Source organism: Pantoea sp. sgz302252 (assembly GCF_042610525.1).
In the GTDB taxonomy this organism is placed as follows: Bacteria; Pseudomonadota; Gammaproteobacteria; order Enterobacterales; family Enterobacteriaceae; genus Erwinia.
The window spans coordinates 38,143-62,148 of record NZ_JBHDVM010000012.1 but is presented as its reverse complement, the minus strand read 5'-3'; the positions used below and the strand labels follow the sequence as shown (position 1 = coordinate 62,148).

At 55.4% G+C, this 24,006-nt stretch carries 30 protein-coding genes and 1 other RNA gene; 16 read left to right on the top strand and 15 right to left on the bottom strand.

All coding sequences use genetic code 11. The annotated features are described in order from the left end of the window. Positions 1–90 precede the first annotated feature (90 nt). The 10 genes from pmbA to ACETPC_RS19085 all read left to right on the top strand — a co-directional run bounded on the left by pmbA (position 91) and on the right by ACETPC_RS19085 (position 9,547). Positions 91–1,431 carry a metalloprotease PmbA gene (gene pmbA / locus ACETPC_RS19130; RefSeq protein WP_380184075.1) on the top strand — a complete coding sequence of 447 codons (1,341 nt, stop codon included), beginning with the start codon at positions 91–93 and terminating at the stop codon, positions 1,429–1,431. A gap of 653 nt (positions 1,432–2,084) precedes the next feature. After that, on the top strand, positions 2,085–2,405 hold the full coding sequence (locus tag ACETPC_RS19125; protein WP_380184125.1) for a glycine dehydrogenase: 321 nt from the start codon (positions 2,085–2,087) through the stop codon (positions 2,403–2,405). Positions 2,406–2,428: 23 nt separating this feature from the next. Beyond that, positions 2,429–2,791: an SFCGS family glycine-rich protein gene (locus ACETPC_RS19120; RefSeq protein ID WP_380184074.1), complete on the top strand. Its 363-nt coding sequence runs from the start codon at positions 2,429–2,431 to the stop codon at positions 2,789–2,791. Between the two features lie 3 nt (positions 2,792–2,794). Continuing rightward, positions 2,795–3,091: a DUF4312 family protein gene (locus ACETPC_RS19115; RefSeq protein ID WP_380184073.1), complete on the top strand. Its 297-nt coding sequence runs from the start codon at positions 2,795–2,797 to the stop codon at positions 3,089–3,091. 51 nt (positions 3,092–3,142) lie between these two features. Next, positions 3,143–3,919 carry a DUF4311 domain-containing protein gene (locus ACETPC_RS19110; protein WP_380184072.1) on the top strand — a complete coding sequence of 259 codons (777 nt, stop codon included), beginning with the start codon at positions 3,143–3,145 and terminating at the stop codon, positions 3,917–3,919. 12 nt (positions 3,920–3,931) lie between these two features. Continuing rightward, positions 3,932–4,576, top strand: coding sequence for a DUF4310 family protein (locus ACETPC_RS19105; RefSeq protein ID WP_380184071.1), 645 nt, complete (start codon positions 3,932–3,934; stop codon positions 4,574–4,576). Between the two features lie 22 nt (positions 4,577–4,598). Further along, positions 4,599–5,732, top strand: coding sequence for an amidohydrolase/deacetylase family metallohydrolase (locus ACETPC_RS19100; protein ID WP_380184070.1), 1,134 nt, complete (start codon positions 4,599–4,601; stop codon positions 5,730–5,732). After that, on the top strand, positions 5,716–6,837 hold the full coding sequence (locus tag ACETPC_RS19095) for a DgaE family pyridoxal phosphate-dependent ammonia lyase (RefSeq protein ID WP_380184069.1): 1,122 nt from the start codon (positions 5,716–5,718) through the stop codon (positions 6,835–6,837). The genes ACETPC_RS19100 and ACETPC_RS19095 overlap by 17 nt, the downstream gene beginning before the upstream one ends. Further along, on the top strand, positions 6,834–7,574 hold the full coding sequence (locus ACETPC_RS19090; protein WP_380184068.1) for a KDGP aldolase family protein: 741 nt from the start codon (positions 6,834–6,836) through the stop codon (positions 7,572–7,574). Before ACETPC_RS19095 ends, ACETPC_RS19090 begins: the two co-directional genes overlap by 4 nt. A 62-nt stretch (positions 7,575–7,636) precedes the next feature. Beyond that, positions 7,637–9,547, top strand: coding sequence for a BglG family transcription antiterminator (locus ACETPC_RS19085; protein ID WP_380184067.1), 1,911 nt, complete (start codon positions 7,637–7,639; stop codon positions 9,545–9,547). A gap of 153 nt (positions 9,548–9,700) precedes the next feature. On the opposite strand, the gene dolP is transcribed toward ACETPC_RS19085, so the two are convergent. Genes dolP through ACETPC_RS19065 form a run of 4 tightly spaced genes read right to left on the bottom strand, consistent with a single transcriptional unit; the run spans position 9,701 to position 13,272 of the window. Beyond that, positions 9,701–10,273 (bottom strand): division/outer membrane stress-associated lipid-binding lipoprotein, encoded by a 573-nt coding sequence (gene dolP, locus ACETPC_RS19080; protein ID WP_380184124.1) that lies wholly within the window; start codon positions 10,271–10,273, stop codon positions 9,701–9,703. 9 nt (positions 10,274–10,282) lie between these two features. Then, complete coding sequence (diaA, locus tag ACETPC_RS19075; protein ID WP_380184066.1) at positions 10,283–10,873, bottom strand: DnaA initiator-associating protein DiaA; 591 nt, start codon at positions 10,871–10,873, stop codon at positions 10,283–10,285. 30 nt (positions 10,874–10,903) lie between these two features. Further along, positions 10,904–11,296, bottom strand: a complete 393-nt coding sequence (locus ACETPC_RS19070; RefSeq protein WP_380184065.1) for a YraN family protein — start codon at positions 11,294–11,296, stop codon at positions 10,904–10,906. After that, entirely contained in the window at positions 11,254–13,272 is a 2,019-nt protein-coding gene (locus ACETPC_RS19065; RefSeq protein ID WP_380184064.1) for a penicillin-binding protein activator, read from the bottom strand. The genes ACETPC_RS19070 and ACETPC_RS19065 overlap by 43 nt, the downstream gene beginning before the upstream one ends. 62 nt (positions 13,273–13,334) lie before the next feature. On the opposite strand from ACETPC_RS19065, the gene rsmI reads away from it, so the two are divergent. From rsmI to ACETPC_RS19050, 3 genes are all read left to right on the top strand, one after another. After that, positions 13,335–14,192, top strand: a complete 858-nt coding sequence (rsmI, locus tag ACETPC_RS19060) for a 16S rRNA (cytidine(1402)-2'-O)-methyltransferase (RefSeq protein WP_380184063.1) — start codon at positions 13,335–13,337, stop codon at positions 14,190–14,192. A 32-nt stretch (positions 14,193–14,224) separates the two neighbouring features. Beyond that, an RNA gene (gene rnpB, locus ACETPC_RS19055) (RNase P RNA component class A) lies at positions 14,225–14,602 on the top strand. Between the two features lie 57 nt (positions 14,603–14,659). Next, entirely contained in the window at positions 14,660–15,061 is a 402-nt protein-coding gene (locus tag ACETPC_RS19050; protein ID WP_380184062.1) for a hypothetical protein, read from the top strand. Between the two features lie 359 nt (positions 15,062–15,420). On the opposite strand, the gene ACETPC_RS19045 is transcribed toward ACETPC_RS19050, so the two are convergent. Further along, the gene (locus ACETPC_RS19045; protein WP_380184061.1) at positions 15,421–15,777 is read right to left on the bottom strand and encodes a hypothetical protein; all 357 of its coding nucleotides are present in this window, start codon (positions 15,775–15,777) and stop codon (positions 15,421–15,423) included. A gap of 149 nt (positions 15,778–15,926) precedes the next feature. Here ACETPC_RS19045 and ACETPC_RS19040 point away from each other — a divergent pair, with 149 nt between their 5' ends. Further along, a complete protein-coding gene (locus ACETPC_RS19040) occupies positions 15,927–16,154 on the top strand; it encodes a hypothetical protein (protein ID WP_380184060.1) in 228 nt (75 codons plus the stop codon). Between the two features lie 58 nt (positions 16,155–16,212). Here ACETPC_RS19040 and ACETPC_RS19035 read toward each other — a convergent pair whose 3' ends face one another. After that, positions 16,213–16,917, bottom strand: a complete 705-nt coding sequence (locus tag ACETPC_RS19035) for a pirin family protein (RefSeq protein WP_380184059.1) — start codon at positions 16,915–16,917, stop codon at positions 16,213–16,215. A gap of 127 nt (positions 16,918–17,044) precedes the next feature. Between ACETPC_RS19035 and ACETPC_RS19030 the strand changes: the two genes are divergently transcribed. Further along, entirely contained in the window at positions 17,045–17,956 is a 912-nt protein-coding gene (locus tag ACETPC_RS19030) for a LysR family transcriptional regulator (RefSeq protein ID WP_380184058.1), read from the top strand. Here ACETPC_RS19030 and ACETPC_RS19025 read toward each other — a convergent pair. Next, complete coding sequence (locus tag ACETPC_RS19025; protein ID WP_380184123.1) at positions 17,953–18,939, bottom strand: glutathione S-transferase family protein; 987 nt, start codon at positions 18,937–18,939, stop codon at positions 17,953–17,955. The two genes, ACETPC_RS19030 and ACETPC_RS19025, sit on opposite strands and share 4 nt — an antisense overlap. A 318-nt stretch (positions 18,940–19,257) precedes the next feature. Between ACETPC_RS19025 and ACETPC_RS19020 the strand changes: the two genes are divergently transcribed. After that, positions 19,258–19,554, top strand: a complete 297-nt coding sequence (locus tag ACETPC_RS19020; protein ID WP_380184057.1) for a hypothetical protein — start codon at positions 19,258–19,260, stop codon at positions 19,552–19,554. Positions 19,555–19,679: 125 nt separating this feature from the next. Here ACETPC_RS19020 and ACETPC_RS19015 read toward each other — a convergent pair whose 3' ends face one another. From ACETPC_RS19015 to exuR, 8 genes are all read right to left on the bottom strand, one after another. Continuing rightward, positions 19,680–20,072 (bottom strand): DoxX family protein, encoded by a 393-nt coding sequence (locus tag ACETPC_RS19015; RefSeq protein ID WP_380184056.1) that lies wholly within the window; start codon positions 20,070–20,072, stop codon positions 19,680–19,682. A gap of 205 nt (positions 20,073–20,277) precedes the next feature. After that, positions 20,278–20,559, bottom strand: coding sequence for a YqjK-like family protein (locus ACETPC_RS19010; RefSeq protein WP_380184055.1), 282 nt, complete (start codon positions 20,557–20,559; stop codon positions 20,278–20,280). Beyond that, positions 20,556–20,951 carry a phage holin family protein gene (locus tag ACETPC_RS19005; RefSeq protein ID WP_380184054.1) on the bottom strand — a complete coding sequence of 132 codons (396 nt, stop codon included), beginning with the start codon at positions 20,949–20,951 and terminating at the stop codon, positions 20,556–20,558. Before ACETPC_RS19005 ends, ACETPC_RS19010 begins: the two co-directional genes overlap by 4 nt. Before the next feature lie 2 nt (positions 20,952–20,953). Then, the gene (locus ACETPC_RS19000) at positions 20,954–21,259 is read right to left on the bottom strand and encodes a YqjD family protein (RefSeq protein WP_380184053.1); all 306 of its coding nucleotides are present in this window, start codon (positions 21,257–21,259) and stop codon (positions 20,954–20,956) included. 41 nt (positions 21,260–21,300) lie between these two features. Beyond that, positions 21,301–21,675: a DUF1090 domain-containing protein gene (locus ACETPC_RS18995; RefSeq protein WP_380184052.1), complete on the bottom strand. Its 375-nt coding sequence runs from the start codon at positions 21,673–21,675 to the stop codon at positions 21,301–21,303. Between the two features lie 167 nt (positions 21,676–21,842). Continuing rightward, positions 21,843–22,214 (bottom strand): EnvZ/OmpR regulon moderator MzrA, encoded by a 372-nt coding sequence (gene mzrA, locus ACETPC_RS18990; protein WP_380184051.1) that lies wholly within the window; start codon positions 22,212–22,214, stop codon positions 21,843–21,845. Next, complete coding sequence (locus tag ACETPC_RS18985) at positions 22,214–22,885, bottom strand: DedA family protein (RefSeq protein ID WP_380184050.1); 672 nt, start codon at positions 22,883–22,885, stop codon at positions 22,214–22,216. The genes mzrA and ACETPC_RS18985 overlap by 1 nt, the downstream gene beginning before the upstream one ends. A gap of 318 nt (positions 22,886–23,203) precedes the next feature. Further along, the gene (exuR, locus tag ACETPC_RS18980; protein ID WP_380184049.1) at positions 23,204–23,980 is read right to left on the bottom strand and encodes a transcriptional regulator ExuR; all 777 of its coding nucleotides are present in this window, start codon (positions 23,978–23,980) and stop codon (positions 23,204–23,206) included. Positions 23,981–24,006: the final 26 nt, after the last annotated feature.

The window sequence follows — 24,006 nt, the reverse complement described above, 5'->3', positions numbered from 1 at the left end:
TTAGACTCAGGTAAACCTTAACCCCTGAAGAGCTCGGAAATCTGGTGGCTTATACCCAGAGAAGCCCTCTGTTAATTATATGGTAGGTCGATGAAATTACTCTCCCAAGTTGCAGAACAGCGTAAGACCCTCGAACAGGCGGTCGCGACAGCACTCGAGCTGGCTAAAGCCGGCACCGATGGGGCGGAAGTGGCCGTCACCAGAACCACCGGCATTGGCGTCAGCACCCGCTACGGCGAGGTAGAAAACGTCGAGTTCAACAGCGACGGTGCTTTAGGCATCACCGTTTATCATCAGAACCGTAAAGGCAGCGCTTCTTCTACCGATCTCAGCCCAGAAGCAATCGCACGCACCGTGCAGGCGGCGATAGATATCGCTCGCTATACCTCAGCGGATCCTTACGCGGGCGTAGCAGATCGTGAGCTGCTGGCCTTTGATGCGCCAGATCTGGATCTTTACCATCCGTGGGATATCGATCCCGACAAGGCGATCGAACTGGCGGCGCGCGCTGAACAGGCCGCGCTGAAAGCCGACAAGCGTATTACCAATACCGAAGGCGGCAGCTTTAACAGCCATATCGGCATCAAGGTATTCGGCAACAGCCACGGCATGATCCAGGGATATTCATCCAGCCGCCACTCGATTTCCGGCAGCGTAATCGCAGAAGCCAACGGCGATATGGAACGTGACTACGCCTATACCATTGGCCGCGCTATTGAAGATCTAAAATCGCCAGAGTGGGTCGGCGAAGAGTGCGCCCGCCGCACGCTGGCGCGCCTTTCGCCGCGTAAGCTTTCGACTATGAAAGCGCCGGTGATTTTTGCGGCAGAAGTGGCTACCGGACTGTTCGGCCATTTGGTCGGCGCTATCAGCGGCAGCAGCGTCTACCGTAAATCAACCTTCCTGCTGGACTCGCTGGGCAAGCAAATCCTGCCAGAATGGCTGACGATTGAGGAGCAGCCGCACCTGCTGAAAGGGCTGGCCTCTTCGCCGTTCGACAGCGAAGGCGTACGCACCGAACAGCGCGAGATTATCAAAGATGGCGTGCTGCAAACCTGGCTAATGACCAGCTATTCGGCGCGCAAGCTGGGACTGAAAAGTACCGGTCACGCGGGCGGTATCCATAACTGGCGCATCAACGGCCAGGGCGACAGCTTTGAGCAACTGCTGAAAAAAATGGGCACTGGTTTGGTAGTAACCGAACTGATGGGCCAGGGCGTCAGCGGCATCACCGGCGACTACTCGCGCGGCGCGGCGGGCTTCTGGGTAGAAAACGGCGAAATCCAGTACCCGGTAAGTGAAATCACCATCGCGGGCAACCTGAAGGATATGTGGCGCAATATGGTCACGGTCGGCAGCGATATCGAAACCCGCAGCAATATTCAGTGTGGTTCGGTGCTGATCCCGGAAATGAAAATCGCCGGGCAGTAAGCGCATAACGGGAGGCGCAGCTGGCGCCTGAGGTTGATGACAAACCCCAGGTCGCGTTTAAATCAGTAGCAGAGCAGCAGAGGCAGAGCGGAACACGGACACGCTGTAAATACATCCGTGTAAGCTCGGTTAGCGTGTCCATGCGCCAAACGGTCCGCTTATCCGCTCAGCCTCTGCCGCTATCGAACTACCGTGTTGCGGTAGATAAAAGCCAAAGTCCAGAAACGGTTTAGGTTTGCCAGCAGTCTGAGGCGCAGCTGGCGCCTCTTTTTTATCTTTCGCCTAAAAAACTCCAGTAATTAAATAATCCCGCCAGATTTTTAAACGCGCGCTTCAATCTATTTCCGGCAGCCTTGCTGTCATAACTAATTCCTATATTTTCCCGCCACATAACGTAAAACTTCTTTTTTAGCCGCAGCCTCGCTCTGGTCTTTTTCCGCCAGTACTGTGATTTACCTTCCATTTTTATGCTTTTACCGTGCCGAATAACCGTTTTGTGAAGGGTTACGGGCGTGGCGGACTTCTTTCCGCTTCGAAGCGGAAAAAGGCGGGCTACAAAGAGCCGCCTCCCGGCGTTAATTTATTTTTTCGTGAATAAGGTTGGTACGGAACGGAAAAATAAGGGGCATGGCGTGAACAACGGAGCAGCGGCGATGGAAAAAGGCGACGAGGAGCGCGCAATTCAGGCGCTGGCCGACAGGGTAATGGCGCAGATCAACGAACTGTTTGCCGCCGGTCATATCTATCCCAACGCCGTACAGCAGCAAATGCTGACTTCGCACGTGCGGGCGATGGCGCTGCGCTCGCTAACCGGCGAACCGCTGCCGGAAGTCGAGGCTGAACTCTTTGAAGATATTTCGCCTGAGTCGATGGCGCTGGCCCGCCAGGTGGTGGATCTCTTCGGCAATCTGCCGCAGGAAGAGGCCTGGCTGCTCTCCGTGCATTTCGAAGTGGCAAAAGAAAACGAACGGTAATTTCACTCACTGGAGATTAGAACATGTCGCAAATCATTGTGGTTATCGGCGATCGCTTAGGAAAAGGGCAGAAGGTCGCGGCAGGCGTAGAGAAAGCAGGCGGCAAAGCCGTGGTGGTGCCGGGCGTGGCGGCGGATATGAAGCTGGGCGACGTGATGAAAGCGGAAAACGCCACTTTCGGCATCTCTTTTTGCGGCAGCGGCGGCGCGGGCGCAATCACCGCCCAGACCAAACATGGCTACAAAGCAAAATACGGCATGCGCTCGGTAGATGAAGGCGTTACCGCCATCAACGAAGGGGCGAACGTGCTCGGCTTCGGCTTTATGGACAAAGAAGAGCTGGGCGAGCGGCTGGTGCAGGCCTGGCATAAAAAGCACGGCGCCTGAGCAATGAAAGAGCAATTTACCACCAGCGTCAGCGTCAGCGGCAAAGGCGACAGCAAGGAAAAAGCTTTTGCCGATGCCCTGAGCCGGGTTCAGAGCACGCTGCTAAAGACGATTGGCAAGGTTCTGCTGCGCATTGAACCGCAGGAAGTCCGGGTGGTGCAGGCGCGGGAAAGCGTACGCAAAGAGCGCTTCCTGTTCTTCTTTCTGGCGAGGGAACGACGGAGTTACAGCATCGAACTGGAAATTACCGTCAGCGTGAGCGCTATCGACGTCGATAAAATTAATTTCCTCACGCGCTAGCCGGGCAAACATAACTTAAAAACGTTGGCGCAAGCCTGAAAGGAAAGTGTGATGTTTTTAATTATTCTTTTTAAATCTCTGATTATCGGCGGCCTTGTCGGCGTAGGCGTTGGCGCGGGTGCCGCTCGCATGTTTCACGCGCCAACCACGCAGGGCATGGGCGCATTCCGTACGCTGGGCGAACTTAACTCCTGCGAAGGCGATCCGGCTTCTCACTTCTCGTTTGGCCTGGGCTTCTTTTTTAACGCCTGGGCCTCTTCCGTCGCAGCGGGATCTTTTACCCAGGATGTCGATCACCGCATTATCCCCAACTGGGGCGCGGCGGCGCTAATGATCAAAAACCGCAACCTGGCGGAAACGCTACACGATCCTAAAAAGATGGCGATCGCCTGTGGGTTGATCGGCATGATCGTAGTCGCTTTCCTTAACTCCACCGCTTCGGCCGTACCGGCTGCGTTGCAGGTTACGGCAGTCAAAGTTCTGGTGCCTGCGGCAAACCTGCTGGTTAACACCGTGATGCCGGTGATCTTCTGGCTGGCGGCAATCGACGCCGGTAAAAAATCGGGCTTCTGGGCCACCATCTTCGGTGGCCTTGCGCAGCTGATTATGGGCAACGCCGTGCCGGGCCTGGTGCTGGGGATCCTGATCGGCAAAGGCGTAGAAGAGAGCGGCTGGAACCGGGTTACCCAAATAATGATGTTCGCCATCGTGCTGCTGTTTGTGCTGAGCGGCTTCTTCCGCGGTTTCGATATGAAAATGCTGGAATCCTTCCGGCTTGGCGTGCCGGACTGGCTGTCGCTGATCCACAACTCCCTGAGCGGAAAATAAGGAGAAAACAAGATGGAAGAGTCAAAAAGCGGTTTCTGGTACGCCGACTGGTCTTTCCCGATTTTTGTCGGCCTGCTTTCCGCCGGGGTTTTCGCCGGAACGCATATGTATTACGTCTACGGGCTTGGCGCTTTTAACGAGGTTGCCTTTGTTTCTATGCTGCGTGCCGGCATGGAAACCGGCGTCTATGGCGCGGTAGCGGCTTTCGGCGCGAGCTTTCTGTTTGCCCGTATTATCGAAGGCTCGCTGGTAGGGATTCTGGATATCGGCGGTGCTATCCAGACCGGCGTCGGGCTTGGCGTGCCGGCGCTGCTGCTGGGCGCAGGCATTATTTTTCCCGTGTCGAACTTTGCCGCCTCGCTGCTGACCGGGCTGATCCTCGGCCTGGCAATAGGCTACGTGATTATCCTCGCGCGTAAATTCACCATCAACAACAGCGACTCTACCTATGGCGCCGATGTGATGATGGGCGCAGGCAACGCCTCCGGACGCTTTCTGGGGCCGCTGATTATTCTCTCAGCGATGGGCGCCTCTATTCCTATCGGCCTCGGCTCGCTAATCGGCGCGCTGCTGTTTTATCTCTGGAACAAGCCGATTACCGGCGGCGCTATTCTGGGTGCCATGCTGCTGGGCGCTTTTTTCCCGGTCGCGCTTTAAGTGCTGGTGAGAGGAGCCTGTTATGTATGATTTTATTATTCGTCACGCGCGCCTTGCGGACGGCAGCCTGACCGATATCGCCGTTGAAGCTGGCAAAATTGCCGCGCTGGGCGAGGTGAGTGAGCCAGCAGCGCGCGAGTACGATTTAGCCGGGCGTTTTTACCTGAGCGCGGGCTGGATCGATTCGCACGTGCATTGCTATCCCAAATCGCCGATTTATCACGACGAGGCCGACGCTATCGGCGTTGCTACTGGCGTAACGACGGTTGTGGATGCGGGCAGTACTGGCGCAGACGATATCGACGATTTTTATCAGCTAACCCGCAGCGCCAGCACTCAGGTCTATGCGTTACTAAATATCGCGCGCACCGGTATCGTCACGCAAAACGAACTGGCGGATATGTCGCAAATAGATCGCGTCGGCGTTCGTGATGCAGTGCAGCGTTTGCCGGGCTTTATTCTCGGTATTAAAGCGCGTATCAGCAGCAGCGTGGTAGGAAAAAACGGCGTGCGGCCGCTGCTGGAGGCTAAGGCGATCCAGCAGGAAAACAACGAGCTGCCGCTGATGGTGCATATCGGCAACAATCCGCCGGATCTGGATGAAATAGCCGATCTGCTGGGCAGCGGCGATATCATCACCCACTGCTACAACGGCAAGCCGAACCGTATCCTGACGCCAGCAGGCGAGCTGCGCGCCTCTGTCCATCGCGCCCTACAGCGCGGCGTACGGCTGGATGTAGGCCACGGTACGGCCAGCTTCAGCTTCGAGGTAGCGCGCGCAGCTATCGCGCAGGGCATTCTGCCGCACACTATCAGCTCCGATATCTATTGCCGCAACCGGCTCAACGGCCCGGTTCGCTCGCTGGCGCACGTGATGTCTAAATTTTTCAGCGTTGGTATGACGCTGGCTCAGATTGTCGATTGCGTAACTATCAACGCGGCGCAAGGGCTGCGGCTGGCGCAAAAAGGACGTCTCGCCGTAGGTTATGACGCGGATCTGACTATTTTTGACCTGCGCGACTCCACAGTTCTGTTTACGGATTCGGAAGGCGAATCGGTTACGGGCGAGAAACAGCTGCTGCCGCTGGCCGCCATCGTCGGCGGGCAATGGCGTATTACCGAGGAAGGAAAAAAGCATCATGTCTTCGATTTATGAGAAATATGGCTTAAAGCAGGTCATTAACGCTTCGGGACGCATGACCATTCTGGGCGTTTCTACCCCTGCTGCTGATGTAGTAGAAACGGTGAAATACGGTCTTGACCACTATTTCGAGATAAAAGATCTGGTGGAGAAAACCGGTGCTTATATCGCCGGACTGTTGGGCTGCGAGGATGCGGTAGTGGTTTCCTGCGCCTCGGCAGGTATCGCGCAGTCCGTAGCGGCGGTGATAGTCAAAGACAACGACTGGCTGCTGGATAACCTTCATGCTGCGCCATTGAGCGTGCCTCACGATATCGTGACGCCTAAGGGCCATAACGTGAATTACGGCGCGCCGGTCGGCACCATGGTTGCGCTGGGCGGTGGACGCCTGGTAGAGGCTGGCTATGCCAACGAGTGTACGCCCGCGCAGCTCGCCGCCGCCGTTACGCCGCAGACGGCCGCCATTCTCTATATCAAATCGCACCATTGCGTGCAGAAAAGTCATCTGAGCGTCGAACAGGCCGCTATCGTGGCACGCCAGCACAACGTGCCGCTGATTGTCGATGCGGCAGCGGAAGAAGATTTGCAGCGCTACTACCAATACGGCGCGGATCTGGTGATCTACAGCGGCGCTAAAGCTATCGAAGGGCCGACCAGCGGGCTGGTGATGGGGCGCAAGCAGTACGTAGAATGGGTCAGGCGCCAGTCGTCAGGGATTGGCCGGGCGATGAAAGTCGGCAAAGAGGGCATTCTGGGGCTGACGCAGGCCATTGAAAACTATTTGCAGCAGCCGAAAGTAACCGGCGCGCAGATGGTAGAAAAAATGACGCCTTTTATTGAGAACCTTAACGCTCTGGAAGGTATCAGCGCGCGCGTGGTCTGGGATGCGGCGGGACGCGATATCGCCCGCGCGGAGATTCATTTCGACGAGCTTAAAATCGGCCTGACCACGGGCGAAATGGTGCAGCGCCTGAAAACCGGCGAGGTGGCTATTTACTTCCGCGGCTACAAAGCCAACGAAGGCATAGTCGAAGCAGACGTGCGCAGCGTCTCGCCAGAGCAGCTGCATATTATTTATGTTGCCATCAGGGCATTATTAGCCGAAGGGAAAAAAGCATGAAGCTGACGCCAAATTTCTACCGCAACCGCGTTTGCCTGAACGTACTGGCGGGTTCGAAAGAGAACGCCCGCGCTGTCTGGCAGGCTGCCGAAGGACACGTTCTGGTCGGCGTACTGTCAAAAAACTACAGCAGCGTGGCAAGTGCGGTGGCCGATATGCGCGAGTATGCGGCGCTGATCGATAACGCACTTTCCGTCGGCCTGGGCGCGGGCGATCCAAACCAGTCGGCAATGGTCAGCGCGATTGCGGCGGAAATCCAGCCGCAGCACGTTAATCAGGTCTTCACCGGCGTAGCCACCAGCCGCGCGCTGCTGGGGCAGAGCCAGACGGTGGTCAACGGCCTGATTTCGCCAACGGGTACGCCCGGAATGGTAAAAATTTCCACCGGGCCGCTAAGTTCGCAGGCACCTGAAGGCATCGTGCCGGTAGCAACGGCTATCGCGCTGCTGAAAGATATGGGCGGTAGCTCAGTAAAATATTTTCCTATGGGCGGGCTAAAAGCCGTTGAAGAGTTTCGCGCGGTGGCGAAGGCCTGCGCGGAGCAGGATTTCTGGCTGGAACCAACGGGCGGCATCGATCCGGAAAACTATGAGGCCATCCTGCAAATCGCGCTGGAAGCGGGCGTCAGCAAAATCATCCCGCACATTTACAGCTCGATTATTGATAAAGCTTCAGGCAATACTCGTCCGGAAGAGGTCAGCGCGCTGCTGGCGATAACAAAAAAACTGGTTGGATAGGCGCGGCCGGGCCAGCCCGGTCTTTACGCATTGAGAGCAATATCGGCAACCCAGGAAAAACGGTGAGATTTCCCAATCAACGTCTTGCGAGACTTTTCGACACGCTGCAAAACGAGACGCTGCCCCAGGACGAGCTGGCGCGGCGTTTTGCAGTCTCGACGCGCACCGTGCGCACCGATATCACGGCGCTGAATGAGCTGCTGGCCGATCACGGCATCCGTTTTGTGCTCAATCGGGGAGAGGGCTACCAGCTACAGATTGAAGACGCGCAGCGCTACAGCCAGCTACGGCACCAGTCGCCTTCTTCTTTGCGTATTCCTCGCACCTCGGGCGCGCGGGTACAGTATCTGTTAACCCGTTTTCTTACTTCGGCCTATGCCCTTAAGCTGGAAGACCTGGCCGACGAATGGTTTGTCAGCCGCGCCACGCTGCAAAGCGATATGGCCGAAGTAAGAGAGCGGCTGGCGCGCTACCAGCTGGCGATAGAAACCCGGCCGCGCTACGGCATGAAGCTGTTTGGCAGCGAGGTGGCCGTGCGCACCTGCCTGACCGATCTGCTCTGTGAGATCGCACAGGAAGATCCAGAAGATCCGCTGCTGCATCTGGAGGTGCTGAACAGCGGCATGCTGACGGCCCTGCAACCTCTGCTGAATCATTGCCTTGGGCGTTTTAATATCAAAATGAGTGACGACGGCGAGTTTTATCTGCGCCTTTACTGCGCGGTCGCCGTCAGGCGCATCAGCGAAGGCTATCCGCTTGTCGATTTTGCCGCCGATGACGTTGATGAAGAGGTGCGCAGCGCAGCCCGCGATCTGGCCGAACAGCTGCGGCCACTGGCTGGTAAAGCGATATCCGCTGCGGAAGAGGCTTATCTGCGCGTCAATATCGCAGCGCGGCGTGTCGTTGCGATCGCACCGGATAGCATCAGCCCGGACGACGGCGAGTCGCTGGTTAACTATATCCTCAGCTATATCAACAGCCACTATAACTTTAACCTGCAAAACGATATGCAGCTGCGCGCGGACTTGCTGACGCATATCAAGACAATGATTACGCGAGTGCGCTACCAGATTACTATTCCCAATCCGCTGCTGGCTAATATCAAACAGCACTATCCAATGGCATGGGACGTCACCCTGGCCGCCGTTTCCAGCTGGGAGAAATATACGCCCTATACCATCAGCGAAAACGAAATGGGCTTTCTGGTGCTGCATATCGGCGTTGGCCTGGAGCGGCATTATAACGTGGGCTATCAGCGCCATCCGCAGGTGCTGCTGGTATGCGATACCGGTAATTCCACCGTGCGCATGATTCAGGCCATGCTGATGCGTAAATATCCGCAGATCGTCGTCAGCAATATTATTTCGCTGCGCGAGTATGAGCAGCAGCAAAATATTGAAGAAGATTTTGTTATTTCCACCACGCGCCTGAGCGAGAAGCAAAAACCAGTGGTGGTGATGTCGCCTTTTCCAACGGAATATCAGCTGGAGCAGATCGGTAAGCTGGTGCTGGTGGATCGAACCCGGCCCTATATGCTGGAGAAGTTTTTCGATGCCGATCATTTTCTGATTGTGGATCGGCCAACGACGCAGGCAGATCTGTTCAGGATCCTGTGCGATCGGCTGCAAGAAGAGGGCGTGGTAAACGCTGATTTCTATGATTCGGTGGCAGAGCGCGAAGCTATTGTCAGCACTCTGTTGGGCGAAGGCATCGCGCTGCCACACTCGCTGGGCCTGCTGGCAAACAGAAGTGTGGTCTATACCGTGCTGGCGCCACAGGGCATCGCCTGGGGTGATGAAACGGCCACGGTAATTTTCCTGCTGGCTATCAGCAAAAACGACTATGAAGAGGCGATGGCGATTTACGATCTGTTTGTGACTTTTCTGCGCGAAAGAGCAATGACGCGACTGCGCGACAGCAAAGACTTTGCGGCTTTTAAAGCGGTGGCGACGGAGTGCTTAAGTCGGCTGTAGCTTTAGATTAATATTCTGCAAAAGGTTTAACCTTTCAAAAAGTAAAAGGCCAAATGGCAGAAGCGACCAGCAATTGGCTAAGGTAAAAAACTCTTGTTATCGGTGGGAGTAAAAAGGCGGTGTCCGTGCCGCTAAGGCACGGACAAACGTTAACTACTGGAGAAGGGTAAAGGCGGTAGTGACGTGCTTAACGCCACTAACCCGACTGGCGATATCGGCAGCCGCTTTAGCTTCTGCGCTGGTCACCAGGCCTAACAGGAATACCTCACCGTTTTCGGTAGTAACCTTGACGTTGGAGGATTTTACCTGGTCGCTCGACAGCAGGTTGGAGCGCACTTTAGTGGTAATCCAGGTATCGGAAGAGGCCGTGCCGAAGCTGGCTTTAGCACCGGTGCGGATTTCGTTGTAGACCTCTGTCGCGCCATCCACGCCGACGGCGATCTGTTTAGCGCGATTAGCGACATCGGCGCTCGGCGCCTGGCCGGTCAGCAGCACTTTGCCCTGGTAGGCTGTTGCCACGATGTGGGCTTCTTTTTTGATCTGGTCATCTTTCGCCAGCGCGTTACTGACGCGTAGCTCCAGCGTGCCATCATCGACCTGAGTACCCACGGTACGCGGATCGGTCGCTGTTTTCGTGGCTACTGCCGCGCTGCCGATAACGGCGGCGACACAGCCCTGTAGCATCAGCGCGGTCAGTACGACCGCCGTTGCGGAAATCAGTTTCATCATGGCTCCTTAAGCATCCTGGTGGGGAAACAAAGTGTTATCGATCAAATCGCACAGGCAATTTACGGTTAACATATGCATTTCCTGAATCCTCGCGCTCCGGTGCGAGGGTATACGAATCTCCACATCCTGTGGGCCCAGTAAACCGGCGAGTTCGCCGCCGTCATAGCCGGTTAGCGCCACGATAGTCATATCGCGGGTCACCGCCGCTTCAACGGCCTTCACGATATCACGACTATTGCCGCGGGTTGAAATCGCCAGCAAAATATCGCCAGCCTGGCCCAGCGCGCGTACCTGTTTAGCATAGATTTCATCGTGCAGACGATCGTTGCCGATGGCGGTCAGCAGCACGTTGTCGGCGCTCAGCGCGACCGCAGGCAGGCTGGGACGCTCGGTTTCAAAGCGGTTGATCATGCTGGCCGCAAAGTGCTGGGCGTTGGCGCTTGAGGTGCCGTTGCCACAGCTCAGCACTTTGTTGCCGTTAAGCAGCGACTGCACTATGGTCATCGCCGCGCGCGAGATTGCATCCGGCAGCGCTTCCGCCGCGGCTATCTGCGTCTGAATACTTTCGGTAAAACAAACTTTTATTCTTTCCAGCACGTTTTTCACCTGGCAAGTCATGGGCGGAAACTATTCCGCCGTAAAGGCATCGGGCAACCAGTCAATCTGCGCGCCGGTTATCGCCACCACGTCAAAGCGGCAGCGGGCGCTCTCAAGGCTGCTCTGGCGGCCATTCAGCCACAAGGCGGCGGCTTTCAGCAGCTTTTTCTGCTTGCTGCGGGTCACGCTTGCTGCGGCACCGCCGAACCGATCGTTGCGGCGGTAGCGCACCTCTACGAAAACCCACGTCTGCCCATCGCGCATAATGAGGTCAATTTCCCCGACGCGAAAGCGGACGTTAGCCGCGACAAAAATTAATCCTGCCTGTTCCAGCAAACGGCGGGCCTGTTGTTCATAGCCCGCACCGGTTTGCTGGCGGCTCAGGATGCCGGAACGATCTGTCCCTGACGATACTGGTTCCATATCAACTTCCTGTTGATCACGCAATCCTGGGTGGCGCTCAGGTCGCCGGTTTCCCCTTTCAGCTGGAAGCCCGGTAGCTGGCGCACCTCGTTAAAGTGGTTGGCCAGCGTCCAGGCATCTATGCCCATGGCGTAAAGGCGAACCTGAGAGTAATCATTGTTAAAGCCTCTGGCCGCCTGCTGCATCAGCGCCGGATTGGTGCCCGACAGCAGCGGAATATCGCTGAACTGCACGCCTTCCATCTCCAGTCGGTAATCCGGGCCGCTACCGGCCTGATAGCTGCGCGAGCTGGCGTAAATCTGCGCCATGCTGCGGCTGCTGACGCGCATCGAGATCATCGGCTTGATTAGTGCCATCTCATCCTGCGTCGCCACGATATAGAGCGAATCAACGCTGCCGTCGCTGGCTGCTGGCGTATCCGCCTGCGGTGCCGGAATGGTCAGGCCCGCAACGGTGATGCCCTGAGGCTGCTGCGGCTGGCTAACCACCGGCGTACCGGTCAGACGCAGGCCTGCGCCGCTATTGATGCCCTGTTTTAACTCGCTTTGCGAGCCGAACTGCTGCTGCAGCACGGTAGCGCCGCCCAGCTTCTGCCACTCATCGGCGAAAGCCTTGCTGACGCGATCGCCCAGCGAACTGCGCGGCACCAGCAGCAGCGGCGAGCGCTTGCCCTGATCCCACATATGATGGGCGGCGTCCCGCGCTTCGTCTTCAGGAGAAAGCGCAAAGTAGCAAAGATTCGGATGGTTCTGTACCGATTCCGGCTCGTTCAGCGCAAGGATATTCAATGGCGTCTGTACCGAAGCTAAACGTTCGACGTTGCTTTTCAGCAGCGGGCCGACCACCAGGGTAGCGCCATCTTTCTGCGCCTGTGCCAGTACCTGATCGATTGGCTGGCTGCTGGTGTCGTAAACCTGAACCTGTGCCGAGCTGGATGGCGGCGCGGTTTGGGCCACATTGATGTTTTTTGCGGCAGGCTGTGTATCTGCGGATGGCGCGCTGGCCTCTACCGGCGCGGATGGGCTGACGGCAGCATCTGTTGGCGTCGCGGCCGGGTTCGCTGTGGCATTTGCCTCTGCGGCAGGCTGAGGCTGGGCTGCCGGAGCGGCAGACTGGGCCAGCGCACCGTTTCTGGCATCGTCAAAACCTTTCTGAATCGCCTTGGCGAAAACTTGCGCCTGGCCGTTTAACGGTAGCAGCAGCGCGATCTTGCCGGTAGAGGACTGCTGGAAGCTCTGCACCTGGCTCAGCGCCGTTGGCAGCATTTTCGCGGCCGGATTATTGGGGTAGCGCGTCTGCCAGTCGCTGATACCCGCCTTCAGCATGCCCGGGTCGCTGGCGTTGGCTTTATAGACGCTGAGCAGATCCAGCCAGCCTTGCAGCGTGTTTTCATCGGCGTTGATCACCAGGTTGCTGGCCTGTTCCGGCGGCATCTGGCTCAGCGCCTGCCAGGTAGCATCAATATTTTTCTGCTTGTCGGCTGGGGATGTCAGCAGCGGTTCCTGAGCGATATAAGCGCGCAGCAGCGTTAAACCCTGACTGCCCGCAATCTGTAGCTGGTAATAGCGAGCCAGCTGCTCCTGCGACAGAGAGGCGGTATCAATCTGTTGCAAAAGCCGCGCCGCGCCGTCGGTATCCCGCTGAATAACTTTGAGCTGCGCCTGGAGCAACAGCGATTCCTGCTGCTGCACATCGTTGAGCTGCTGCGGCAGGCTGCCGAGCTGCGAGCTGGCCTGAGGAATTTTTCCTTCGTTCAGCAGCGCCCGGATTGCGAGTAATTGCCAGTCAACCTTGTTATCATCTGAACTTTGCTGCATTTGCTGCAAATAAGAGTCGGAAGAGCCCGTCGCCGCGCCCTGCACGTTGACCGTCGGCGCCTGCGGCCCCTGGCCGGAACAGCCGGCAAAAATCAGGGCCGCCAGCAGCAGAGGCACACAGCGTCCTGCTTTGTTATGAATGACTTTCGAAGGAAGCATACTGTATCCAGTTATGTTTTTTTCAAGATGCTCAATATTAAATCGGCAATTCGGATCAAACAATGAAACAACGCGAAGAGATTTCGGCCAGCACGCTCTACATCGTTCCCACACCGATCGGCAATCTGGGCGATATTACCCAGCGTGCGCTCTCGGTACTTGCAAGCGTCGATCTGATCGCAGCGGAAGATACACGTCATACCGGGCTGTTGCTACAACATTTCGCCATCAATGCGCGCCTGTTCGCATTACACGATCACAACGAGCAGCAGAAAGCGGAAACGCTGCTGGCAAAGCTACGGGACGGACAAAGCATAGCGCTGGTTTCGGATGCCGGCACGCCGCTGATTAACGATCCTGGCTATCATCTGGTTCGCCTCTGCCGCGAGGCAGGCGTCAACGTAGTACCTTTGCCTGGCGCCTGCGCGGCCATTACAGCATTAAGCGCGGCGGGGTTGCCGTCCGATCGATTCTGTTACGAAGGGTTTCTGCCAGCGAAGAGCAAAGGCCGCTGTGATGCGTTGCGCGCGCTGGAGCAGGAGTCGCGCACCCTGATTTTTTATGAGTCGACTCATCGCCTGCTGGAAAGCCTGGAGGATATGGTCAGCGTTTGGGGCAGCGAGCGCTATGTGGTGCTGGCGCGAGAGATCACCAAAACCTGGGAATCGATTCACGGCGCGCCGGTGGGCGAGCTGCTGGCCTGGGTTAAAGAAGACGAAAACCGCCGCAAGGGCGAGATGGTGCTGATTGTCGAAGGCTATCACGCCGTCGAGGATGCGCTGCCGCCGGAAGCGCTGCGTACGCTGGCGCTGCTGCAACAGGAGCTGCCGCTGAAAAAAGCGGCCGCGCTGACGGCTGAAATCCACGGCGTAAAAAAGAATGCGCTCTATAAGTATGCGCTGGAGCAGCAAGAGGGGTGACAAACCGCGCGGAATGCCCTATTATCCGCGCCGAAGCTGACCAGACAGTCGCCGCTTTGTTGCCGTCCCTCTTCGGGGGAGACAGACAGAGGGGAGGAAAGTCCGGGCTCCATAGGGCAGGGTGCCAGGTAACGCCTGGGGGGCGCAAGCCCACGACCAGTGCAACAGAGAGCAAACCGCCGATGGCCCACTTGTGGGATCAGGTAAGGGTGAAAGGGTGCGGTAAGAGCGCACCGCGCGGCTGGCAACAGTTCGCGGCACGGTAAACTCCACCCGGAGCAAGGCCAAATAGGGGTTCACAAGGTACGGCCCGTACTGAACCCGGGTAGGCTGCTTGAGCCAGTGAGCGATTGCTGGCCTAGATGAATGACTGTCCACGACAGAACCCGGCTTACCGGTCAGCTTCAACAATTCAGTAAAAAACCCGCTTCGGCGGGTTTTTTGCGTACCAGGCCAAAGAAAGATGAATGACCGTCCACGACGCTCTCTATGAAAAGAAAGCGGCTTACCGGTCAGCTTCAACAATTCAGTGCCCCGGCGGGTTTGAGGTTGATGACAAACTCATTGCCGCGTTTAAAACGGTGACAGAGCAGCAGAGGCAGATCGGAACATGGACACGCCGTGAAATCGTCCCTGATGGCTCGGTTGGCGCGTCCCTGCGCCAAACGGTCCACTTATCCGCTCTGCCTCTGCCGCTATCAAGCTGCTGTGTTGCTGTAAAAAGAGGCAGTCCTGATGAAGGGTTCAGGTTTGTCAGCAGTTTGAAACCCGCTTCGGCGGGTTTTTTGCTTTGCGGACTGAGAAAAGGGCCTGTTTACAGCAGCCTTCAACCAGAAGTTGAATACCTACAGGTAATCCGTATAGAATGAAATTGCTGCAAGAGCATTCACAGAAGGCTTCAACCAGAAATTGGCCTGCTGTGCCGGGCAGCCAGATGGCTGGTCATCTGCCGGGTAGCTACGATGAGAATCGGTTTCTGAACCCTGTGTGCTAAAGAAATGCTGCGGCTACCAACAAATTTATCTTAAGGCGCCTTGGGCGCCTTTCTTATTCGAGCCTGCCAATTAATACCCCATGCGCTTTCCGGCTGGTGTAGGCGGTTACAACAACATAAATCCATCCCGAATCAGCTTCAGGCGCTTCCCTGGGTTCAAGTATCGCTATACCTAACGAGGACTTTAAAACAGTAGGTCTGTATCTCCTGGCGGGATGATTAAATTCACAACATTTAACGGGTATTTTTACAGCTTTCGGTCATTGCGGCGATGGCCGCGTGGATATCCGTGCCTTTGCCCTGATAGAACCAGACGCTGGTTTGGTCATGAGAGAAGCGCGAAATTTCAACCCAGGCGATAACCTCATTACGGTTATTTTGCAGATTATATTTTTCCGTTCCGTCGGGCAGGCGGCCATCCCGCGTCAGGCGCAGGCTCTGGCTTAACGCCGCCGAATAAAGACAGGCGGAAACCTCGTGCGGCTTTCCGTTCAGATAAGCTATTTTTAGCCCGGGATGCGTTCCCACGTTTCCCGAGTCCACGCACCCGCTCAGTAAAAACATAAAAATCACGGCAAGCAGCTTTTTCATGACTAAAACCTCATGGTGGTCAGACTTGCTAAAGGTACGCCAAACAGGGTCAACCTGGCGTTAACAGGCGTAACAGAAAAAGAGGCCACAAACAGCGCGCCGGAGAAATCTTTGCTTAACTGTTAGCTTAAGCCACAAGGAGATAAGCAATGAAAAGGTCAATACTGGCGAAACAGCTGGGTCTGTCGGAAGAAGAACTGGATGAGATGGATTTGGATCCGGAAGATCTGGATGAGGGCGAAGTAGACGAGGAGAGCAACACCTTCTTTTTCACCGTGCCAGAAAATACGCCGCAGCGAATTTTAGGCAAAAAAGGCTGGTCAATTGGCGAGAGGGTAAAGGTGCCGGTCGACTTGTTTAACCTGACTGAAGACTAAGTCTGAACCCTCAGGCCGCTATCGATGTTCCGGCGGCCTGTTGCTTACAAGGTTAACGCTACTCAGGCAGATCTATTATTAGCGCGCGCGTCGGCGTCTTTGCCGTTAGCGTAACGCTATGCTCCTGCTGAATAAACGCACCGTCGCCGCAGGCCAGCGTCTGCTGCTCTGCCGATGAAGCGGTAACGTCAAAGCTGCCGTGGATCGACTGTAGGTAAGCACGTGCGCCATGCAGCGGCAGGCTGTAAGTCTCATTTGGCTGTAATTTCAGATGATGAAGCCAAACTTGCTGTCGTAGTTGCAGGCTTTGTTCAGCGCCGTCCGGCGAGGCCAGCAGCATATAGCGAGCGCTATCTGGCACCAGCAGGCGCTGTATTGCGGCGTTATCCCGTTCAGGGCAGGCGTCCAGCCATAGCTGCATGCGCGTCAGGGGCTGCTCGCCGCTGAGGTTATGCTCGCTGTAACTGATACCCGGCTGAGTAGCCAGCAGCAAAGCTTCGCCCGCACGCGCCGCGACCGTGTTGCCATCGCTGTCGCGGTATTCCGCTTCGCCCTGCAAAATCAAATTAAGAACATCGACCTTTGGATAGGTTCTGGGTTGTAAGGAAGCCCCTGGTGTCAGCACTTCCTGGTTGAGTACGCGTAAAGAGGCATAGCCCAACAGGTTTGGATCAAAGTAATGGCCGAAGGAAAATGTGTATCGCGCCTGAAGCCAGCCATAATCAGCCTGGCCACACTGCTGCACGGGGCGACTAACGATCATGTTTTCCTCCTTATTAACCGGTAAACCGCGCCGGTCATTATTATCGCTCTATAGTAAGTCGCTGGACGCCAGATTGTTAGCCAGTTAATCTGCTTGCCATATTCAAAAATCCTGACAGAGAATGGCTATGGCAAAAGATCGCGCTCTGACGCTGGAAGCGCTGCGAGTGATGGACGCTATCGATCGGCGCGGCAGCTTCGCGGCGGCGGCGGATGAACTGGGCCGCGTGCCTTCGGCACTCAGCTACACTATGCAGAAGCTGGAAGAAGAGCTGGATGTGGTGCTGTTTGACCGTTCCGGCCATCGCACCAAATTCACTAATGTGGGGCGCATGCTGCTGGAGCGGGGGCGGATATTACTGGAAGCGGCCGACAAATTGACCACGGATGCGGAAGCGCTGGCGCGAGGCTGGGAGACGCAGCTGACGATTGTCGTCGAGGCGCTGGTACCCTGTGAATACCTTTTCCCCCTGATCGACAAACTTGCCGAAAAAGCCAATACGCAAATCGCGCTGGTGACGGAAGTGCTGGCAGGCGCCTGGGAAAGACTGGAGCAGGGCCGGGCGGATATCGTCATCGCACCGGATATGCATTTTCGCGCCTCTTCTGAGATCAACACCCGCAAGCTTTACAGCATTATGAGCGTCATAGTCGCCAGCCCGGATCATCCCATCCATGATGAACCGGAGCCGTTATCTGAACCTTCGCGCGTAAAATATCGCGGTATCGCGGTTGCCGATACGGCGCGCGAGCGGCCGGTACTTACCGTGCAGCTGCTGGATAAACAGCAGCGGCTGACGGTAAGCTCAATCGAAGACAAGCGTCGCGCGCTGCTGGCCGGGCTGGGCGTAGCCTCAATGCCTTATCCGCTGGTGGAAAAGGATATTGCCGAAGGCCGCCTGCGCGTCGTCAGCCCGGAATACAGCAAAGAGGTTGATATCATTATGGCGTGGCGGCGAGACAGCATGGGCGAAGCCAAGGCCTGGTGCCTGCGCGAAATCCCGAAGCTGCTGGCTAAACGCCACGCGCCGCGCCGTTAGCGGAAGCGTTCATCGCGCCCGTGCGGTTCATCCCAGTCGAAAGCCGGGCCGGTGGAAATAACACCGTAGGGATTGATGGTCTTGTGGCTACGGTAGTAATGGTTGCGAATATGCGCCAGATCGACCGTTTCCGCGATGCCCGGCAGCTGATAAATCTCCCGCAGGAAACCGCTCAGGTTAAGGTAATCGCCGATACGGTAGCGGTCGCATTTAAAATGGGTCACATAAACCGGATCGAAGCGCACCAGGGTTGTCCACAGGCGCAGATCCGCTTCGGTCAGGCGATCGCCGGTAAGATAGCGATGCTGCCCCAGCATTTGCTCAAGCCGATCCAGCGACTGGAATAGCGCGCTAACCGCTTCATCATAAGCTGCCTGCGAGGTAGCGAAGCCGGCCTTATAAACGCCGTTGTTAACGGTGTCGTAAACCCAGCTGTTAACCTCATCGATTTTCTCGCGCAGTTCTACAGGATAGTAATCGCCCGCCAGAGCGCCGACGGCGTCGAATGCGCTGTTAAACATGCGGATAATATCGGCGGATTCGTTGCTGACGATAGTGTTTTGCTGCTTGTCCCACAATACGGGAACGGTGACACGCCCGGTGTAATTCTCGTCCGCATGCAGATAAAGCTGATAGAGAAATTCATTCTGGTAGAGGCTGTCGCCCGTGGCGCCAGGAAAGTCGTCAGCAAACGTCCAGCCGTTTTCCAGCATCAGGGGATGCACTACCGAAACGGAAATCAGCTTCTCCAGTCCTTTTAGCCTGCGCATCAGCAGTGTGCGGTGCGCCCAGGGACAGGCGAGCGAAACGTAAAGATGATAGCGATCCGCCTCGGCGCGAAAGCCTTCTTTGCCATCCGGCCCGGCGGAGCCGTCAGGCGTTACCCAGCTACGCCAGGCGGACTGGGAGCGTTTGAAACGGCCTCCTGTGGATTTGGTGTCATACCATTGATCGTGCCAGACGCCATCGATTAACTGTCCCATCATTCTTCCCCGGTTGGTAAAATTTATCACTCAGTTACAATATAACTTGTTATCAGAAAAATGCCCGGGCTATTCTCCGTTAATATTTTTCTGACTTTGCGACTTTGCTTTGATATACAAAATAAAATCTTTTACAAATAAAAGCGTTAATGAGAATTTTGCACCTCCTTGCCAGCGGTTTAGATATTTCCAGTAAAGATAATCATATTTCAACGATCTGTTTTTACGCAGGCATTTGACTTTATTTCTCAGGTGTTATTAAAATCACCAGGCATCGAATAACGGATGCAGGACTTATTAACAAGCAAGGAGAAAATCATGCGTGAACTAAACCATCAGGAAATAGAGTCTGTTTCGGGTGCCGGTTTTTTCGCCGACTTAGGTAAAAGCATTGGTGCAGCTATCGGGAATATTGTGGATTCCGGCACCGCGGTTGGCGGCCTGACCACCGATGCCACCACGCCAGCCGGCCAGTTGGGTTCAGGCATTGGCAGTCTGCTTGAACTGGACTTTGTTACGGCTATTTCAAATATCGGCGCGGGGATCGTCGGTATTGTTAATTTTGGGATTAACGCGATTTCGCAGATTAAAGATAAAAACGCCACAACAGCATAAATTGCTTTTTATTTTACGCTGGCTATTGTTTTCGAATATTGCTGGTTTTTATTCGATAGCCGCATGGCGTATCCGCTAAATCACTAATAGCTTAGCAGGGCATATTGCCCTGCTTTTGGCGCTTATTACCACTTTTTATTTAACAGGCGATCGAGGCTGTATGCGCCAGGGCCGGTAATAAACAGCAGCAGATAACCACCGGAAATAGTTAAGTTCTTCATAAAGTTAATGTCATTGCCAGCCACGCTAAAGTTGCTGTGGAAAACAAATGCAGTAATCAGCGTAAAAATCGCGGTGGCGATGGCGGTAAAACGGGTTAAAAAACCAAACAGGATAGCCAGGCCGCCGCCGAACTCCAGCAGGATAGTCAGCGGCAGCAGAAAGCCGGGTACGCCCATCGCTTCCATATACTGCTGGGTACCAGCGTAGCCGGTGATTTTTCCCCAGCCTGCGACAATAAACAGCACCGGCATCAGAATGCGCGCAACCAGGAAACCGATATCTTCTAATTTTTTCATGTTAATCTCCGATGAATTTAATCCGGCTGAAAATGCATGCAGCCGCTCTGAAGCCAGTCATAACGCGGTAAAGTCGTTAAGTGCCGGTCGTTGCAGAAGATAATATTCGCGGAGAGGAAAGATTGTAAGCGAGATAAACTGTCAAAGTTTTTCAGAAAAATTGATTATTCAGGTTCGGCGGCCGAACCTGAATCCGGACAGAGAGTTAGCGGCCCGGCAGAAAATTGCGCACCATGCGTACCGTGCTCCAGATACCCAGGCCACGTTTGGCCCAGCGCGTAATGCGGCGCGGGTTACGCACTGACCAGATAGCCGCCAGCCCGCTACCAACCGCAATATAGCGCTTGAGGCTGAGCAGGGTCAGCCAGCCACGGTCGTAACGGGCGGTGCTCTCCAGCCAGAATTTCCTTTGGATGCTGAGATCGAGGCGCTGCTGCTGGATCTGTCGTAGCAGTTCGGCCTTACGCTCGTCACGCTCGCGGCTCATTCATGATCCTCCAGCAATTTACGATCGGATTTTAGTTCTTTACGCGTGGCGCCCAGCAGCGTGGAGCGGCGAGATTTTGCCAGCGTCCAGAGTCCGAAAATAATGGCCAGCACAAAAAGCACGCCGGTAGTGGTGCCAATCGCCATCAGGCGATACTGCGCATCAACCGCCCAGATAATCAGCACCAGCAGGCTCATCAGGCCGAACGCGGTAAAGAGCATGGTCAGGCCAACCATAATCAACAGCTGGATAAGGTTGGCTTTTTCTTCCTCCAGCTCGACTACCGCCAGCCTGACGCGGGTCTCTACAATCCCCACCAGAGTGGTGACAAGGCGCTGTCCGATGTTAATGACCCCTTTGCCGGGGCCCTGGCTTTGCTTTAACTCCGCCATCGTTAGCGACGCGTCAGCAGTACGCCCAGCACTACGCCAATGGCGGCACCGATACCTACGCTGGTCCATGGGTTTTCGCGTACGTAAACGTCGGCGTTATCGGCGACTTCACGCGAGGTTTTGGCAATGCGATCGCCGGAATCGCCAAGGCGGGCGCGGGTGTCTTTCAGCGCGCTCTGCGCTTTATTGCGTAGCTTATCCAGCTCGTTTTTTGATTTATCGCTGGTGTTGCTCAGCACTTCTTCCAGCGTGTCCGCCAGGTTTTTTAGCTCCGCGCGCAGGTGAGCGGAAGTGATATCTTTTGACATAACAAACTCCTTAATAATCAGTTATAAGAGCTCTACCTGCCTCAGTAAGGGGCGGCCTGAGCTTCCTTCAGTTCACGTTTTGCTTCTGCCAGCTTGTGTTCACGCCTGGCGATTTTTTCTTTGTCATCGCCATCCGCTCTTTCCTGGTCCAGCTCTTTTTGCCGCTCTGCCACTTTCTGCTGCTGTTCTTTGATTTTTTCCTGATGGCGAGCCTTCAGCTTATCGTCAGTACAGCCAGCGCGCGCTTCCGTCAGCGCTCGTTCCAGCCCCGTTACGCGGCGCTGGTTATCGTGCTGGCGGGCCAGATCGATTTCATGCTGGATCTCCTGCTCTTTTTGCAGGCACAGCGAATCGGCCGCCTGGGCGAAAGTGGTCAGGGAGAAAAGGCTGAGGCCAAGGATAGTGCGGTATCTCATAAAGTGACCTTCCGTTGTTTGGGTTTGCTATAAACACCCAGTTAATCCTGTCATGCTTGTCGGCCACCGCCGATGAATAAAGCATAGACACGAAATACGGAAAGCTCAAAAAGAGAGAAGATTCTTAAGGATAGCCGGCCCGGAAAGGGGATTTCCGGGCGCGTTTTTTAACCGATGCTCTGTTTACGTGAGCCGATGCGGCTGACCCATTCCGAAGCCTGGTCAAGGCGGGCGATATCAAAGCCTTCCGGCAGAACGCGGCGCAGCACTTTTTCGGCGGCGGTGCTTTGCTCCTGCGAATCGAATTTGATCACCAGCGAATTGTGATCGGGCGTGATGCTTTTAATATGAATGCCTGCGGCGTTTAGCTGCTGGTAAACAAAAAAACCATCCGGAACCGTGGTGCCCTGGCGGGATGCACGCACCTGTAAAGCAGTTTCGCTACGAAACAGCGTGGGCAAAAGGGCGACGGCAGCAAGCGCGATGACCGCCAGCGTCGCCATGCCCAGCGCGCGTTTCAGGGTTAGATGAGGTTTCATTACGAGTTTCCTTTCTCCATAGAGCGTTTTTTTTTCCATAAAACATAGAGTGAGCCAACGAGGCCGAAAACCAGCAGCGCCAGCGGCAGCAGCATCAAGCAGACCATCAGCTGGTCTTCATAACGGTGAAACAAAGGCGTTCTGCCCAGCGCAAAACCCAGCACCGTCAGGATCACTACCCACAGTAAACCGCTCACCCAGTTAAAAAACTGAAAGCGGGTGCTGCTCAGGCCCGAAAGCCCGGCAATAGTAGGCAACAGGGTACGCACAAAAGCGATAAAGCGGCCTAACAACAGGGCGGAAAGCCCGTGACGGTGAAACAACGCATGCGCACGCTGATGATACTGCGCGGGCAGGTGCGCCAGCCAGCGCTGCACTGTCCTGGTATTGCCCAGCCAGCGCCCCTGAATATAGCCGACCCAGCAGCCGAGGCTGGCGGCAGTGGTCAATATCAGCAGCGTCAGCGGGAAATTCATGGTGCCTTTGGCAATCAGCACGCCGACGAGGATCAGCAGGCTGTCGCCCGGTAAAAAGGCGGCGGGCAGCAGGCCATTTTCCAGAAACAGAATAGTAAAGAGTACAGCGTAAATTGCCCAGACCAGAGTGGGATCGGCCAGCATGACATAATCCTGCTCCCAGAGGGCGTGAACCAACGCTTTCAAAGTATCCATAAAATTTCTCTGAACATTATTGTTAGCCATGTTCCGGCCAGGTTCGTTACATTTTAATAATAATAAGTATGCGTGCTGAACGGCTTCTTAACACAAATGAATTTTATCAAAGGCAAAAACAGGCGCTGCACGCTTTCAGCCTGGCATAAACGCGGAAAAGGGCAGTTATTTCTTTCGCCAGCCGTTCACCAGAGTAAGTAAAACCCGCGTTCGGGATGTTGTACAGGCGCAGTGAGAGCGAGAAAAGGAGTTTTACAAAGGCTGACATAACTGTGAGTTATCTGACGCCTTCCGCCGCCGCACCCGCTGCAAGAAATATTAATTATCCTGCTCAGAGAGTGATTTGAGGGCGATAACGGGATTTTCACTAAACATATAGCGATCGATGCCGGTGTCGAAGTCATCTGAAGTTGCAGCGAACAACATTTTACGCGTGTGCTCCAAATGCTGCCACATCGCCAGTTTGCTGGCCGCCGGATCTTTTCGTATCAATGCCTTGAGGATACGTTCGTGGTCGTCGCACCAGCTCTCCATGGCGCTATCTTCGATATGTTCGTGCAGTTTCAGCCAGTAAGGATTGTACTGGCGATGGAGCCACATCTTTTCCACGATTTCCGCCAGCGCGCCGTTTTGCGTGGCGCGAGCTATCTGGACATGAAATTTTAGATCCCATTCTGAATCGCGGAAACGGTCTTCTTTTCTGGCTTCCTGCTGGATAGCCATCAGTTGCAAAATATCCTGCGGCGTAACCTGAGTAGCGGCGAACTCCGCAATATTGCTTTCGATGAGCTGCCTGGCCTGCAAAAGCTCAAAAGGGCCGAAACTGGCGAATTCCAGCCTGCCGTCGGGATTAACAACGTTTCTTTGCTGCTGCGAGACTACATGAATGCCCGAGCCTTTACGCACCTCCACGTAGCCCTCGACTTCCAGCATGATGATCGCTTCGCGCACCACGGTTCTGCTGACGTTCATCTCTTCCGCTATCAGGCGTTCTGCGGGCAGTTTTTCGCCAACGGCATAGGTGCCGCGTTCCAGACGACGTTTAAAATCGGCGGCAAGCTGTTGATAAAGGCGCTGAGAACCTAAGGGAACCATGCTGTTTTTCCGGTGGCGGACGATAA

What these genes read in the sequence shown, in the direction of transcription:
- ACETPC_RS19095 (WP_380184069.1), top strand. Translation starts at nt 5,716, where the DNA reads ATGTCTTCGATTTATGAGAAATATGGCTTAAAGCAGGTCATTAACGCT.
- ACETPC_RS19020 (WP_380184057.1), top strand. Translation starts at nt 19,258, where the DNA reads ATGCGTGAACTAAACCATCAGGAAATAGAGTCTGTTTCGGGTGCCGGT.
- ACETPC_RS19015 (WP_380184056.1), bottom strand. Translation starts at nt 20,072, where the DNA reads ATGAAAAAATTAGAAGATATCGGTTTCCTGGTTGCGCGCATTCTGATG.
- ACETPC_RS19120 (WP_380184074.1), top strand. Translation starts at nt 2,429, where the DNA reads ATGTCGCAAATCATTGTGGTTATCGGCGATCGCTTAGGAAAAGGGCAG.
- pmbA (WP_380184075.1), top strand. Translation starts at nt 91, where the DNA reads ATGAAATTACTCTCCCAAGTTGCAGAACAGCGTAAGACCCTCGAACAG.
- ACETPC_RS19115 (WP_380184073.1), top strand. Translation starts at nt 2,795, where the DNA reads ATGAAAGAGCAATTTACCACCAGCGTCAGCGTCAGCGGCAAAGGCGAC.
- ACETPC_RS19090 (WP_380184068.1), top strand. Translation starts at nt 6,834, where the DNA reads ATGAAGCTGACGCCAAATTTCTACCGCAACCGCGTTTGCCTGAACGTA.
- ACETPC_RS19005 (WP_380184054.1), bottom strand. Translation starts at nt 20,951, where the DNA reads ATGGCGGAGTTAAAGCAAAGCCAGGGCCCCGGCAAAGGGGTCATTAAC.
- ACETPC_RS19110 (WP_380184072.1), top strand. Translation starts at nt 3,143, where the DNA reads ATGTTTTTAATTATTCTTTTTAAATCTCTGATTATCGGCGGCCTTGTC.
- ACETPC_RS18985 (WP_380184050.1), bottom strand. Translation starts at nt 22,885, where the DNA reads ATGGATACTTTGAAAGCGTTGGTTCACGCCCTCTGGGAGCAGGATTAT.
- ACETPC_RS19125 (WP_380184125.1), top strand. Translation starts at nt 2,085, where the DNA reads ATGGAAAAAGGCGACGAGGAGCGCGCAATTCAGGCGCTGGCCGACAGG.
- ACETPC_RS18995 (WP_380184052.1), bottom strand. Translation starts at nt 21,675, where the DNA reads ATGAGATACCGCACTATCCTTGGCCTCAGCCTTTTCTCCCTGACCACT.
- mzrA (WP_380184051.1), bottom strand. Translation starts at nt 22,214, where the DNA reads ATGAAACCTCATCTAACCCTGAAACGCGCGCTGGGCATGGCGACGCTG.
- ACETPC_RS19070 (WP_380184065.1), bottom strand. Translation starts at nt 11,296, where the DNA reads ATGGAACCAGTATCGTCAGGGACAGATCGTTCCGGCATCCTGAGCCGC.
- exuR (WP_380184049.1), bottom strand. Translation starts at nt 23,980, where the DNA reads ATGGTTCCCTTAGGTTCTCAGCGCCTTTATCAACAGCTTGCCGCCGAT.
- rsmI (WP_380184063.1), top strand. Translation starts at nt 13,335, where the DNA reads ATGAAACAACGCGAAGAGATTTCGGCCAGCACGCTCTACATCGTTCCC.
- ACETPC_RS19105 (WP_380184071.1), top strand. Translation starts at nt 3,932, where the DNA reads ATGGAAGAGTCAAAAAGCGGTTTCTGGTACGCCGACTGGTCTTTCCCG.
- ACETPC_RS19045 (WP_380184061.1), bottom strand. Translation starts at nt 15,777, where the DNA reads ATGAAAAAGCTGCTTGCCGTGATTTTTATGTTTTTACTGAGCGGGTGC.
- ACETPC_RS19040 (WP_380184060.1), top strand. Translation starts at nt 15,927, where the DNA reads ATGAAAAGGTCAATACTGGCGAAACAGCTGGGTCTGTCGGAAGAAGAA.
- dolP (WP_380184124.1), bottom strand. Translation starts at nt 10,273, where the DNA reads ATGAAACTGATTTCCGCAACGGCGGTCGTACTGACCGCGCTGATGCTA.
- ACETPC_RS19050 (WP_380184062.1), top strand. Translation starts at nt 14,660, where the DNA reads ATGACCGTCCACGACGCTCTCTATGAAAAGAAAGCGGCTTACCGGTCA.
- ACETPC_RS19065 (WP_380184064.1), bottom strand. Translation starts at nt 13,272, where the DNA reads ATGCTTCCTTCGAAAGTCATTCATAACAAAGCAGGACGCTGTGTGCCT.
- ACETPC_RS19035 (WP_380184059.1), bottom strand. Translation starts at nt 16,917, where the DNA reads ATGATCGTTAGTCGCCCCGTGCAGCAGTGTGGCCAGGCTGATTATGGC.
- ACETPC_RS19100 (WP_380184070.1), top strand. Translation starts at nt 4,599, where the DNA reads ATGTATGATTTTATTATTCGTCACGCGCGCCTTGCGGACGGCAGCCTG.
- ACETPC_RS19000 (WP_380184053.1), bottom strand. Translation starts at nt 21,259, where the DNA reads ATGTCAAAAGATATCACTTCCGCTCACCTGCGCGCGGAGCTAAAAAAC.
- ACETPC_RS19010 (WP_380184055.1), bottom strand. Translation starts at nt 20,559, where the DNA reads ATGAGCCGCGAGCGTGACGAGCGTAAGGCCGAACTGCTACGACAGATC.
- ACETPC_RS19030 (WP_380184058.1), top strand. Translation starts at nt 17,045, where the DNA reads ATGGCAAAAGATCGCGCTCTGACGCTGGAAGCGCTGCGAGTGATGGAC.
- ACETPC_RS19025 (WP_380184123.1), bottom strand. Translation starts at nt 18,939, where the DNA reads ATGGGACAGTTAATCGATGGCGTCTGGCACGATCAATGGTATGACACC.